The organism is Mycoplasma testudinis ATCC 43263 (assembly GCF_000687795.1).
Classification (GTDB): domain Bacteria; phylum Bacillota_I; class Bacilli_A; order Mycoplasmatales; family Mycoplasmoidaceae; genus Mycoplasmoides; species Mycoplasmoides testudinis.
In genome coordinates, this window is record NZ_JHXT01000025.1 from 1 (window position 1) to 14,540 (window position 14,540).

A 14,540-nucleotide genomic window follows, 5' to 3' on the forward strand; every position below is an offset into this window, starting at 1 on the left:
GAAAACATTACTAAGATTGTTGAAGCAATTCGCAATAAAAAAGACGTGCAATACTTCTGTAAAAATGTTGATCTAAATACAGTCAAAGAAAACGATTGAAACTTATCAGTTAACAAGTATTTAATGAAAGAAGACACTCGTGAAGTAATTGATATTAAAGTCCTTAATAATCAAATAAAAGAAACTGTAAAAAAGCAAGAAAAAATTCGTAAAGAATTAGATGCAATCATAGATAAAATTGAATCTGGTAAATAAGATGAATTATATTGATAAGTTAGTTAAGAAAATGTGTCCGGATGGGGTAAAAATGGTTCCATTAAAAGACATTGCCACGTATAGAAGAGGGTCCTTTCCTCAACCATACGGAAATCTATCTTGATATGATGGTAAAAATTCAATGCCGTTTGTCCAAGTTGCAGATGTCTGTGATAATTTTAATTTGAATGCAATAACTAAAAAACGGATATCAGAAAAAGCTAAATCTATGAGTGTCTTTGTTAAAAAAGGGACAGTAATAGTTACTTTGCAAGGGTCTATAGGAAAAGTAGCAATAACGAATTATGATTCATATATAGATAGAACTCTAGGAATTTTTGATTCTTTTAAAATTTCAATTATTAAAAAATACTTTGCTTATCAATTAAAAAGGAAATTTGATTTAGAATCTTTATCTGCTAGAGGAAGTACTATAAAAACGATAACAAAAGAAGAGTTTAAAGATTTCAAAATCCCCCTCCCACCCCTTGAAATTCAAAAAGAAATTGTTAAAATCTTAGATTCATTTACAGAACTTACTACAGAACTTACTACAGAACTTACTACAGAACTTACAGATAGAAGAAAGCAGTATGAGTATTACTCTAAGTATTTATTCACAGATATTAAAAATGTTCAATTAGTAAAAATATCAACTATTGCAAAAACTCTTGCTGGAGCAACTCCTTCTACTTCTAATACAGAATTTTGAGAAGGTGGAGATATTCCTTGAATGAGTTCTGGAGAAATAAACAAGGAAATGATATATGAGACAAATGATTATATTACGAAACTTGGATACGATAATAGCAGCACAAAAATAGTCCCAAAAAATTCAATTATTATAGCTCTTGCAGGCCAAGGAAAAACTAGAGGTAAAGTAGCGATTAATAAAATTCCATTATGTACCAACCAATCACTATGTTCGCTAGTATTAAATAAAAATGTTAATTATAAATATTTGTTTTTTTATCTAAAATCTCAATATTTTAATCTTAGGAGTATTTCTAATGGGGATGGGACTCGTGGAGGTCTTAATTTAAGAATTATTAACAATTATGAAGTTCCATTACCTAGTTTAGAAATTCAAAACAGAATTTCTTTAATACTCGAAAAATTTTATATTTTAAATAATAGTGTTACTCAAGGTCTTCCGGCTGAAATTAAATTACGTCAAAAACAATATGAATATTATAGAGATCGATTATTAACGTTTAAAGAAATGAAATAATTAGTTTATGAAAGAAAAATATAACCTAATTTATTAAGCAGCTAATTGGCACTACTAAAACGTTATCTTCTTGTCTATAAGCGTAAGACCCAATACCTACTAATACCATCATAAAACTGGGGTTTTGCATTTTTTCTGTATTTAAATTATTTACTAATTTTTTCATATTTTTTGCAGCTTGATCAATTTCGTCTGGATCACCAATTTTGATTTTTATTAATCCGTATTTGCCATTTCTTAAATGGATAATTGCATCGCACTCTAATCCATAACGATCACGATAATGATATAAATCTCCATCTAAAGATTGTACATATGTTCTCAAATCTCGAATACATAAATTTTCAAAAAAACCCATTGTTTTTAAGTCCTGAATTAAATCAGATGGACCTGCTCCCAATGCAGCTACAGCGATTGATAAATCACAAAAATACCTTGTTGGACTGGTTTGAATAGCTGTTTTAAATCTTAAGTTTGGATTTCATGTACTTACATCTTCAAAAACATATGAATTTTTGAAAACTTCTAGGTAGGAATTCAGAGTAGACAAAAATATAGTAAAAGAATTGTTTTCTTCGATGTCTTTTAAAATTTTAGTAGTTTTAGTTTGTGATCCAATAAAACGAGCATAAGATTTTAGAATAGATTCACCTCAGCTTGAGTTTCTATTGACATTATCAACAATCTTAAGATCACTATTTATGATGGACTTTAAATAATTTTTCATTTGTAGCAAAACTGTGTTTTCTTGCTTGTTTAAAGATCCGGGTCAACCTCTGCGACAAATTCAAAATGCTAACTCTTTTAAAGTAGTTTTACTAGTTCCTTTGACATTTTTAGAACCATTGAATAAATTAAATAATGATACAGATCCATTGCTGTTATTTGATTGAAATAAACTCATAGGTCTCATTGTTGTTCTTGCAATTCTTCCTGTTCCGGAATGAGAAATTAGAGTTTTATCTATTGGACTAGCTAATCCTATTAATATGAAAAGATTGTTTTTGCTTTGTTTATCTATTTTGTATCTAATTGCATCCCATAACTGGGGTGCTAATTGCCATTCATCTATCAATCTTGGGTTTTCTCTTTCTAATAAAGTAGAAGGATCAATTTTTGCTAATTTTAAGTTTTGCTTTTTTCAGACGGATTTTGCATATATAAAACGCTTTTAGCTAATTGAAGCCCCTGTGGTTGTTTTACCACACCATTTAGGGCCTTCAATTAATACAGAGCGCCCTGGGCTTGCAAATTGTCTAATAGTATTTTATCTGCTATTCTAGAAAGGTATTTTTCCGTATAAAGTCCTTAGTTGTTTGGATATGTCTTACATTAAAATAGATTTAGTTAATTGATTTTACAGATTTTTGTTAACTTATTTTACGTATTTTTGATACGCGATTTTGCGGATTTACGTTACGTGATTTTACTGTTTTTTATTATCAAACTTAGTGAATAAATTAAGTTCTTGGATGCGTTTTTTGGATTATTCAAATTTGATTAAATTTTGTAAATATGCAAGAGAGTAAATAAAAACCAGAGAAGGAGTTTCCTTTCTCTGGTTTTTTAAAATAAAAGAACTAGTTTTAGTGTTCTGAAGTTAATGAAGTAGCTTCACCGTGATGGTATTCTTTACGAATTTCTTTAATCCGTTTATCAACACGTAAATAGTCTTTTGATAATCGGAAAGCATCACTTAGATCCGTACATTTCTTTTCTTCGCCAATTTGGTCTTCAATAAAGAACTTCACAAAGTTATATGTTGCAAAATCCTTAGTTAATAAAGCTTCTTCAGCAATTTCTGAAAAAGTATCTGAAACACCCCGTTGGTATTCAGTAACTGCTTCAAGAATAATTCTTGGATCAGTTGTATCTAATGGTTTGGGTAACATTAAAGCGTTAGTTCGCGTTCAGCTGTCTCGTGATTTTAGATATTCAAAGATTTTAATTCCGTGATGAACTTCTTCGTTACCTCAAACATACATTAAATCAGAGAAGTGGGTCATCCCAAATTCGTCTAATCGAGCTGAGTATTCAAAAAATAAAGCAGCAGTTGCTAGTTCCCGATTATATTGGTTATTTAGTAAAGTTCATAGTTTAGGTGAGATTTTCATTAATCCTTTTGCCATTGCAGACTCCTTATGTAAGTAAGTTTTAAGTGTCTTTATGATAGTTTATTTTTTTAATGGTGGAACGTTTTTTAAATATATATCAGCGAAGGTTATATGATGGTGGCCCAATAATATTGGACTAATTAAGTTAATTTTAAATTACAACATTGCTTTTTTACAAAAGTAATCATTTTTAATTAGTTTTTTAATATTATGTATTTTCAAAAGGAATATTAAATTACTTATGAATACCATAAATTTTTTGTGGATATTTTAAGCATTAGGAGTTCGTGTAGCAGTAGGAGTAAACGTAAGAGTAATCTCTACTCCTTCGTTTGTTCCACTTTTATCAACTCCGTTGGTCGAAATTGTTTCACCAGCAGAGTCTTTGATTCCAAAATTAAAAGTGAGTGAAGTGCCATCAGCATTTGGCGATATATTTGTAATTTCTAGTTGGTATCCAGCTGCAGTTAAATCTTGAGAAAGTATTTTAAATGCTTCAGTACCCGTCGGAGCATACTTGTTAATAGCTGCAACAATAGCTTCCTGAGTGCTTGCATTTTCTAGTTCAGTAGCTGCTGCGCTTGCAGTTACAGTAGTAGCTTGTGAAGAAACTTTTGCAGCACCCCCTAGTTTACTTGTAATGTTAGTGTAATACTGTCTAATAGCGGCTGTATTTGAGGTTTCTCTTTCAGAGGTTTTTTGAAATCCACTGATTGGAATTATTTTACCTACTTCTGGTGAAGTCGGAACTGCTGGTGAAGTAGTATTTTGAATTGGTACAAAAGTTCCATCAAATGTATAAAACCCTTCTACTGGTAATGAACTAGGAGGAGTTTCGGTTGATCCTGCACCAGTGGTTTTAACAACATAAACTGTTAGAGTAATAGTTCCTGAAGCATCATCGGCTTTAGCACTGACCCGAAGTGAATGAGATGGATCAATACTACCTAATGTTTCTAAAGTTGTTCCACTTAATAAATCGTTAACTTGTGATATCCCAGTTGCCCGTTGGTTTGAATCTGTGACTGCAGTATTAGTAATAGTATTTCCGTTGTGTGTGAAAGTATTATTAATACTATTTAGTATTTCGCTTGGTAATTTGTTTCCAAATAAAGATTCGTTTGCCAACAATCTATTAGGTAAATCAGTGTAATAAGATGATACTGAATTACTGAAAATGGAAACAGTGATACTTTTACCAACAGCATTGGTATCAGTTAAAACTTGACCATCTGATCCATATTTTGTAACAGGATCAGTTCCATTAGTTTTTTCAACTGTGAAATTAATTGTTAAGGTTCCATCATGATCACTTGCAACTGCATTAATAGCAACAGAGAAAGTTGAATCTTTAGTAAGAGTTCCATTTAGCCCTTCAATTGTAGTTGGAGCCGATGCAAACCGGTTTTGAGATTGAGATAATATTGTATTTAATGTAGCCAGTTTATCTGTTGCCTTATTGATTTGGAAGGCTCAGTCTCCTGCTGGTGGATTAGTAATTACCATACCAGGTAGAAAATTTAAGTTTTGGATTCCGGTTTGATTATAAAAACTTGTAATTGCAGCAGTTTTTTGAGCTTCTGCTTTTTGATCAGTGGTTTGGAAGCCACTTAAGATTACATCGATTCCAGCAGTTTGCCCACTAGCTACTGGGTTGCCATTAGTATCAAATTGAATTGTATTAGTATCTTTTGTTTGATTAACAGTCACGTGGATTTTCATTTGTCCTTTAGCATCGTCAGCTTCTAATCCCGAAATACTTACAGTTAAACCTGTACCTGTTATATCATTAAGTTTTTGGGTTAACAAATCATTTAGTGCTGCGAATGTCGTTAAATTGCTACCTTTGTTTGTAATGTATTCACTAGGTAAAGTTGTTGATTCATTATCAACAGCTAATGGCGTTGTAGTAGCATTAGTAAATTGTTGGTAAAAAGTTTTAATAGTAGCTTGTTGAGATTGAGAAGCATTAGTTTGAAATTCATTAACTGTAATTAGTTTGCCTGTTGCAGTATTTGATGATTCACCACCAGTTCTGTAATAAACTTTATTTTTATCAGTTGTTTTAGTTAAAGCAATACTAACAGTTAAAGTGCCATTATCTTCAGATCCTGCAGCTGGGTCTAATAATTCAACACTAAATCCGCTTGGCGCACTTGGAAGCATTGCAGTTTGTGGAGTAGTAGGTAAAAAACCATTTAAAACAGATAATGGGTCAGTTGGATTAGCTTCAATAGCATTAATTGCTTGTGTTACAGTTGTTGATGTCATTGTTTGTGCATTTACACGATAGGTGTCTTGGATTTTACTAAAATACAATTTTGCAACATCTTGATCTGATAACTGACTAGCTTTTGCAAAACCAGTAATTGTAATAACTTGTCCGCCAGTTGCTGTTTGAGATGAATTAGTTTTATTATTTGGTTCAAAATATGTTTTTATTTCATCTTTAGTTTGAACGACAAAAACTCGTACTTGTAAAGTCCCTTCAGTGTCATTATGAGATTCTAAATTGAATTCTAATGAGTATCCTGTTAAAGATTTATCTAAGGATGGAATTTGTTTATTAGTTGATAATAAGTTATTAATTCCATCTGAAGATTCGATGTCTGCTTGGGTTACAGTAGAAGCTAGTTTTGAATTATCCCGAACAGAGTAACCATTGGTTCCTAAAGAAGTATAGAAAGAAGCCACTTGGTTAGTCGATTCAGCTTGATCATCAGCCGGTTTAGTAGTAGGTTGAGTATCACTACATGCAGCAGCAATTCCAGCTACTAGTGGTAAACCAATACCAAATAGTGATCCCAATATGATTTTTTTCTTCTTGTTATTTTTCATTAATATGTCCTTAATTTTAGAGTGTAGAGAAATGTCAAAGGTGATGCATATGCATATCATCTTTGACATTTTCATTATATTTTATGTTTTGATTTTTTTGGTTAGTTTTTATTCTTAAAGATGATCATCGATAGTTTTTTGGTTTTTAGTATTGAAACAAAAAATTTTAATGCATATAGATAAAGCAATTAAAAATTTTTGGAATTTAAGAAATTGGCTATACTTGGTAAATTGTTATTTCCTATTATTTTTTTTGCAATTTTTTTTATTTCTGAATGGGCATTATCCATACAAATGCTGTTTTTAAAATATTTAAAAAGAGGAATATCGTTTTGAGAATCCCCAAAGACATAAACATCATCTGATAGCACTTTGATTTTCTTCATGATAAATAATACTGCAGACAATTTTGAAATATTTTTTCCACTAATATCTAGATAAGTTTCAGAAGATATGTGACAGTCAATATCGGTTTTATATTTCTGACTTATTATTGGTCAGTATTTTTCAATCGTAATTTTTTCTGCTTTTAAAGATATTTGCCTTGCTGTTTTATACTGATTCATATTAAATTCTTTGTCAAAATTATTGTACTTAGGATTAGGAGAACCATTAGAAAAAAAAGCCGGGTCAATAATATCGAGTTTAGGAGATATTCCAAAATAATAGCGATAATTAGTGATTCCATCATTAATTGAAACTTCGCGTTTTCAAGTTTTTGCATATTTTACTAGTTGAACAGCAATTTCTTCTTTAATTGGGGGAGCACGGAAGTATTTATTATTTTTATAGTCATAAATAGAAGCTCCACCAGATCCGATTAAATAGGAGTTTAACTCCAATTGTTTAGCATAATCAAAAAGGATTGAACAATTACGACCAGATGCAATAACAACACGATTATTGTTTTTACTCAAATTTTTAATTGCTACTTTTGATTCGGGTAATATTTCTTTTTGATCGTTTATTAATGTCCCATCTAAATCAAATATAAATAATTTTGGCATATCGTTAAAATTCTTATTTATTGTTCTTTTTTAAAAATTTTTTCAACTATTTTTGTTGTAGATTTTCCATCTGCTAATTTTACAAATATAACTTTTTCACAATAATGTAAAGAGTCTTTTTCCGGAAGAGTTTTTACCGAATAATCGCCACCTTTAACGTATACATCGGGTTTTATTTTCTTTAAAAGTTTTGATACATTTAACTCTTCGAATGGTATTACATAATCTACATATTTAAGTGCAGATAAAACTTTAATTCTTTCATGTATGTCGTTTATTGGGCGACTACTACCTTTTAATAATTTGGTTGATTTATCAGAATTTATTCCTACTACTAGAACATCACCATATGATTTAGCTTCAGCTAGAAGTTTAATATGTCCCGAATGAAGAATATCAAAAACTCCATTGGTAAAAACAATTTTTTGATTTTCAATTTTTAATTTTTTTAAATGTGAAATTACTAATGATTCTGTTGATTTTCCCTCAAATACTGACGAATCGGTTATCTCGCTCAATTCGAATAAGTCTAATGTTGCTGTTCCTAATTTTTTAACAACAACAGAACATGCCTTTATTGCATAATAGATGCTTTCATGCAGTCCTTTTTCTTTATAAAAAGTTGCTAAAGTAGCAACAAAAGTATCTCCAGCACCCGAAACATCTACCACTTCTTTCGCTGCAACTTCGTAATATTTAAGAGTGTTTGAAAAATCGAGCAAAACGACGTTTTCCTCAGCTCTAGTAATTACTACATTTTCGTAATTTAGAGTCTTTTTTAAATTTTTTATCGATTTATCTAGTGAAACTTTATTTATATTATCTTTTTTAACTAAGTTATTAAACTCTTTAGAATTTAATTTTAGAAGTGAAAAATTTTTAAATAAAAAGGTGTCATCTTGCCTATTATCAAAGATAGAAAAAATATTTAGTTTTTTTGCTTCTTCTATAATAGGGTTAATTAAATCAGGTGTTAAAAAATCTGAAAAATATTTAGAAACTACAACGCAATCAACACTTTTAAGAAGATTTTTTATTATTGAATTTATTTGTGAATATATTTTTTCTTTTGAAAAGTTGAAATCTGGAACTGTGTCAAAACGATCTATTTGTTGTTTTTTACTAATCAAGCGGGTTTTGACTGGGACAGCATCTTCAGAATTGAATAAATAAGATTTTATTCTTTGTTGTTTAAATAATTTTGTCAATTCATTTTTAGTTTTTTTTGATTGTAATCCAATATATGTAACATTGTTGTTTAAAGATGCTAGGTTTCTTGCTACGTTTGACCCCCCCCCTAGGTTATAATTTATTTTTTTTATATTTTGGGTGATAACGGGAGCTTCGTCTGATATTTTTTGGGGAGATAAAAAAATATATTCATCAATGATAGTATCACCTAATACTAAAATATTTGCCATTCATTTTTCCTTAATAATCTTAATCAGCAATTGTAAAAAAACTATTATTTTTAATAACTTGTTTGTCTAACTTAACTAAGTTTGATAAATTGCTCTAATATCTTAATTATAATTTTTTGAACAAATTTAATATTGAGCATTTTTTTAATAAGATTTATTCAATTATTAGGTATGATACTCAAATTTGCACTTTTATACTATCCTTTCATTAACTAAATTTATTTTTTAATTCATTATTGTTTTGCTTCTTATTCTGAAAAAGAAAATTATTTAGTCAAAGACAATTTAAATTTATTATTCATATCAAGAGTAGAGTTTATCTAATTAGTATTTTCAAAAGGTCATTATAATTTTTGCTTTTTCTTTTATTTTTTTATGGCCTTCAATTATAAAGGGACTACTACAAAAATTTCTTGAAGAAATATTCAAGATTAAGTTTTTATTTGGTTTTGGATATTTGTTCCAATAATTACTATTAGTTTTAAAGAAATTAAATTTCATTAATCGGTTAATAATACAAACAGATTTTATGTCAAATAAATTTGCAATATGATAAATACCTGTATCTGCCGAAATAACCAAATTCATCTTTGAAACAAGTTTTGTTAAATCTACAATATTTTTAGTTTTCAATGCTGCGTTTTCTTTAATAATATTTTTGTATTTTGAAAAATCAAATTTTTCTATCTCTTTTTTGGTTTCTTCGTCGTTGCCAAAGAAGAAAAATTTCATAGTTTGATTTGGGTTCAAATTAGAAATTGCAAGTAGAAGATTATAGATGTATTCAGGTTTTACATCCTTCATGTTTCAAGAAGTTTTAATTGCGATCCCAATGTTAATACAATTATTTTCTGTCCTTTCTTTTTGATGCAAAAACGATAATATATCTTCACTGTATTTAGAAAATGAATCATTATAAATACTTGACGGATCAAATGTTTTATCTGAATTTTTAATCATATAGGATGCGATTTCAGTTCAGTGATCAATGTTACGGCATGTATCAAAAATCTTAATATTTTTCCTTTGCAAAATAATTTTTCACAAATAAAAAGGAAAATATTTTATGTTTTCAGGCGCAACAAGTCGAAAATTAAATTTTGGAAGTTTTCTTTTTCTAAATTTCGGAAGCATGTATCCATTAGTATAGTTAATTAACGATAGTATTGATAAATGATCAGGAGATAAAGAACTGGAAAAAATTAATACGTCATTAAATTCGCAAACTGATTTAGATATTTGTTTGTAGATACTTTCATATTTGATTTTTATTTGATTTTTTGTAAGTGAAGCATTTTTTATTCTAGAAGTGAATTGGTGTTCCAAAAAAATAACTTCCACATATTTAATGTCAATTTTTTCCAAAAATGGTTTGAAATAAGAATCAATCATAAATATAAAATTTTTGTTCTTTTGGAATTCTAGTAAAATCAAAATTTTTAAAGCCAAAATAGTATCGCCCAAAGCCTGCATATAACCAACTATGATTAAATTTTTTTTATACTTTTTTTCTTTAAGGAAAGTTTTTTGGTTATCCGTTTTTTTTACACAGGAAGACAATTCATTAGCATACAATTTTGTACCTTTTTTTTGATAAAAATCTACTATAATTTTATCCAAACGCAAAAGAGATAAAATTAAACAAAAAAAGTGAAAAAACAATCGATATATTTGTTTTAAAAAAACCATAAAATTTTTAATACCTATAAATTAAAAACTTTTGGATTATTCTAGGAAGTTTCAAAAAAACCCAATCTCTTAAATGAAATCATTTTGAATTGAATTTGAGTGCTTTTTCTTCTCATTTATTAACGTTAATTTTTTTAACTTTTTTTCAACTTTGCATAGCATTTATTTCGATAAATTTATATTTTTCGGAATTAGGGTCAAATAATTCTTTCACAGTATAAAATGTGAAGCTTTTATCCTTATAAATTTTGGTCTTTCTAATCTTATAAGTAAGCATTAGTGGTCCTGTAGTTATTAACCCTGTACGTTTAATTAAAAAAGATTTAAAAACCATATCCATTGTTTTTTTTAGTGTAGGTCCTGATACAAAAAAACCACTTCAATATATTTGAGGAGATTCCTTAATAAATAAGCTTTCCCCAGTTTTTTCTAGATTACATAAAACTTTAGACAAACTATTTAGGTCAAACTCTATAGTTGCGTCTAAATAACAGCAATTCTCTATAGAACCTTTCCAAAATCTATATACATCAGAGCAAAAAACATATTTTTTTGAATGGTAGCTATCTTTATAAAATTTGCTTATTTTCATTAAGTAGTCGTGTTCGTCAGTTGACGGCCCTAAAATAAAAGAATGTAAACTTTGTGTATTATTAAATGCGCTAAGTTTGTCTTGAATTTTTTTCTTACGATTTAAATCACCCATTCAATATGTGTAAATTTTCATTAAATAATAGTCCACTCTCTGTTAATAATTAGCATATGTTTAATATGCCTTAATTTTACATTATTAACATATTCACGTATGGTAAAATATATCTTAATTACAATTTGTAATAGTTTATTAAATCGTTTGGATATTTTTACTAATGAATATATTAATTCTTGACTACAAAAATCACCAATATGGCGGTGGAATAGAAACTTATACCAATGAACTTTTGAAAATATTACTGGAGGAAGGGCATAACTGTTACGAATTATCTCAATTAAACGAAAAGTTGGCAAGTAAGTTAAAAGAAGTTAGGCCAAGAATTAATAACAAAAACTATCATATAATTAACCACAATATAAAAGAATATTTTTTTTCTAAAAAAAATATAATAGCTAAAAACTTTTTATCATTATTAACCTATTTTAAACTAAAAAAATTGTTAAAAAAAACTATTAAAAAGTATAAAATAGATTTTGTTATAGATTCTTCAGTATCAGGTTTCTGAACTCCAAAAAAACTTAACAAACTCAATAAAGTAGTTTACATTCAACACTTTGATTTAGCTTCATATCGAAAAAGATCGCCTTTTTTGGCTAAAGTAATACTTGAAAAATTATTCTTTCAAGGACCTGTTACTCCAATTTCTAAAATGCAAAAAATTAATAAAATTGTTTTATTTACAGACTACGATAGGGAAAATTTTTATCCATGCATTTTTAATAAAGTATCTGTCGTTGAAAAGACAAAAAAGATCTATCCTATAACTTATTCCATTTTTAATAGCGTGGATATTGAAAAAAATATTGAAAAAACAAAGAATAGTACTAAAAAGAATCAGATTATATTTATAGGACAATATGTAGAATGAAAAAATATAGATTTCTTGTTAGAATTAAAAAGAGAGTTAGAGCCGTATTATAACGTTATCTGTTTTTTCTCAAAATCGGATGATATACCGAAAAAAATAGAAAATTCGAACCAAAATATATTTATTGGAAAATCCCATGATGAAGCCATGCAAGAATTGTCTCAATCTCTTGCATTGATTTTAACTAGTGATTCTGAAGGTCTTCCACTAGTTACTTTGGAATCCTTTTCTTTAAACGTTCCAGTTATATTAAGAGATACATTTTTGTTGTCTCAATGACTAGTAGGTCATAATAACGAAAGAGGAATGTTGATTAATAAAAACTTGTCTCCCAAAGAGGTTTCGTCCGAAATTAAAAATAAATTACAAGCTATTGTGAACAATTCTGATACGAAAAAAAACATTTTAAGTTTTGCTATCAATAATTTTACTTTTGAATTATTTAAATCAAAATGAATTAAAGTATTAAAAAATACTTCTTAAAAACCGCAGAATAAATCTGTTAACAATAAACAACATTGCTTCTTATAATAATAACGTTTATTGATTAACGTTAAATGCAATAAAATATATATAATTTGTATCACATGACTTAATTATCTAAATCGTTTTAATTATCAATAAGAATAAAATAAGCATGAATATAGTAGTAATTTCGAATAAATGAAATAGATTTAAAGATAAATGGCAAAAGACAGCTCTAGAGAATCCGAGCGTTAATTTTTATTTTATTAATGATAATTTAAAAAATCAAATTGATTTTGCCGATTGTGTCAACGTCAAATATTTTAACAATCAAAAAAATCTTGGAAAAGTTAAATCTTTTTATAGCATAATAGATTTTATTGACGATACTTGAACATGTCTAATTGATGATAAAACAACAGTGATTAAAAAAATCCCTGATTTTGACAAATTATACAATTATAAAAAAGACAATATAATTGTTTGCGATTATCTTGATGTCAAAAGTCGTGTAATAGGAACATCTATTAATGGATATAAAACGTTATGAAATTTTTACTATCAAAGAACAAAATTAGGGGACAAAAACATTTTTTTTTCTGCTAATAAAATAAGAAATAAAAAAGAAAATATTTTTGATTTTTATAAAGATCAATTTTGCTATGAGCACGAAATATTTTGGGATTTTTTTCAATCGGAGATTATTTTTGAAGAATATCTTTGTGTACACTTGTATGAAAAAGACGGTACTAGTTTTAACAAAATAAATATAAAAAATTATTGTTATTTATACTTCATTAAATATGCTGAATTATTTTTAAACTCAAAAAATAAAATAAGTTTCAAAATTAGATTAATTGAGTTATTAGATTGCTGATTACTGAGAAACGCAAAAAAAGCTAAGTTAAATTTCTACAATCGTTTCCTATATATAATTCTTAAAATAACTTTTTCCTTTCATATATTGTTTTTTATGTACAAAAAGATACTTGTTAAGTATCTTAAAAAAACATTAAAATAATGTCCCCGTTTATGAATTAATGTTTCAAAAGTAATTCTGTGAAAAATTGTTTGTTTTCTTGTCTGGTTATTACTCTAAGACTATTTTTTATGACTCTATTGTAAAGTTTGTGGGTAATTATACAGAATCATAATTTATATATAAATTATGTGTCTAAAAAAAGTGACGTTATAGACAAAAGAAAATCATGATGGTATGTACCCAGTTTCCTGGACTAATTAATTAATTTTACATTATGCAGAAATGGATGTTTCTCTAAATCTAGAAGGAGGCATCCATTTTGTTTTATTTTTTATTCTTTTATTGTTGTAATAGTCCATATATTCAGCAACAGCATTTTTGAATTTAGCAAATGTTTTAAATTCTTGTTCATGGCCATAGAACATTTCATTTTTCATAATGCCAAAAAATGATTCAATGATACAGTTATCGTAACAATTACCTTTTCTAGACATTGACTGTTTAATCCCGTTTTCTTTAAGACGTTTTCGATAATTTTTCATTTGATATTGTCACCCCTGATCGCTATGAAAAATAAGACCTTTTAGGTTTGGAAATTTTTTAAAAGCTTGATCTAACATTCTGGTTATTTGATCAAAATTTGGCGACAATGACAAATCTCAGGCAACTATGTCGCCACAATGCATATCTAGAATAGGGCTTAGATATACTTTGCCAAAAGGGCATGAAAACTCGGAAACATCAGTCGACCATTTTTTGTTTGGTTTTTTCGTTTTAAAATTTCGATTAATCAAATTTTTAGCAATCTTTCCTACTTGGCCAACATAGGAATGATATTTTCTTTTTTTCCTTTTTGCTTTTAGCCCTAATTTGTTCATTAACCTTTGAACTTTTTTATGATTAATTTTCTTTCCTTGATTTTTTAATTCAGCTCAAACCCGTCTAACACCATACC

At 28.0% G+C, this 14,540-nt stretch carries 12 protein-coding genes; 4 read left to right on the forward strand and 8 right to left on the reverse strand.

The features are described 5' to 3' along the window. Positions 1–255 (forward strand): N-6 DNA methylase (locus tag T384_RS07420; protein WP_036499348.1); only part of this gene is annotated, 255 nt, incomplete at its 5' end. Between the two features lies 1 nt (position 256). Then, a complete protein-coding gene (locus tag T384_RS07495) occupies positions 257–1,486 on the forward strand; it encodes a restriction endonuclease subunit S (protein ID WP_027120143.1) in 1,230 nt (409 codons plus the stop codon). Between the two features lie 25 nt (positions 1,487–1,511). Here T384_RS07495 and T384_RS06720 read toward each other — a convergent pair whose 3' ends face one another. From T384_RS06720 to T384_RS0105375, 7 genes are all read right to left on the reverse strand, one after another. Next, positions 1,512–2,390 carry an ATP-binding protein gene (locus T384_RS06720; RefSeq protein WP_211247138.1) on the reverse strand — a complete coding sequence of 293 codons (879 nt, stop codon included), beginning with the start codon at positions 2,388–2,390 and terminating at the stop codon, positions 1,512–1,514. A 682-nt stretch (positions 2,391–3,072) separates the two neighbouring features. Beyond that, on the reverse strand, positions 3,073–3,615 hold the full coding sequence (locus T384_RS0105350; RefSeq protein WP_245595163.1) for a ferritin-like domain-containing protein: 543 nt from the start codon (positions 3,613–3,615) through the stop codon (positions 3,073–3,075). A gap of 255 nt (positions 3,616–3,870) precedes the next feature. Continuing rightward, complete coding sequence (locus tag T384_RS0105355) at positions 3,871–6,438, reverse strand: lipoprotein 17-related variable surface protein (protein WP_027120145.1); 2,568 nt, start codon at positions 6,436–6,438, stop codon at positions 3,871–3,873. Between the two features lie 188 nt (positions 6,439–6,626). After that, positions 6,627–7,445 (reverse strand): Cof-type HAD-IIB family hydrolase, encoded by an 819-nt coding sequence (locus tag T384_RS0105360; protein WP_027120146.1) that lies wholly within the window; start codon positions 7,443–7,445, stop codon positions 6,627–6,629. Between the two features lie 17 nt (positions 7,446–7,462). Next, positions 7,463–8,866 carry a PfkB family carbohydrate kinase gene (locus tag T384_RS07080; RefSeq protein WP_052663592.1) on the reverse strand — a complete coding sequence of 468 codons (1,404 nt, stop codon included), beginning with the start codon at positions 8,864–8,866 and terminating at the stop codon, positions 7,463–7,465. A 324-nt stretch (positions 8,867–9,190) separates the two neighbouring features. Beyond that, a complete protein-coding gene (locus tag T384_RS0105370; protein ID WP_169734586.1) occupies positions 9,191–10,339 on the reverse strand; it encodes a glycosyltransferase family 9 protein in 1,149 nt (382 codons plus the stop codon). Positions 10,340–10,562: 223 nt separating this feature from the next. Continuing rightward, positions 10,563–11,282: a hypothetical protein gene (locus tag T384_RS0105375; RefSeq protein WP_027120148.1), complete on the reverse strand. Its 720-nt coding sequence runs from the start codon at positions 11,280–11,282 to the stop codon at positions 10,563–10,565. Positions 11,283–11,424: 142 nt separating this feature from the next. On the opposite strand from T384_RS0105375, the gene T384_RS0105380 reads away from it, so the two are divergent. Next, the gene (locus tag T384_RS0105380) at positions 11,425–12,621 is read left to right on the forward strand and encodes a glycosyltransferase (protein WP_027120149.1); all 1,197 of its coding nucleotides are present in this window, start codon (positions 11,425–11,427) and stop codon (positions 12,619–12,621) included. 154 nt (positions 12,622–12,775) lie between these two features. Continuing rightward, positions 12,776–13,624, forward strand: coding sequence for a hypothetical protein (locus T384_RS0105385; protein WP_027120150.1), 849 nt, complete (start codon positions 12,776–12,778; stop codon positions 13,622–13,624). 233 nt (positions 13,625–13,857) lie between these two features. Here the strand turns inward: T384_RS0105385 and T384_RS0105390 are convergent. After that, on the reverse strand, positions 13,858–14,540 hold a 683-nt coding region (locus T384_RS0105390; protein ID WP_027120151.1), incomplete at its 5' end, for an IS3 family transposase.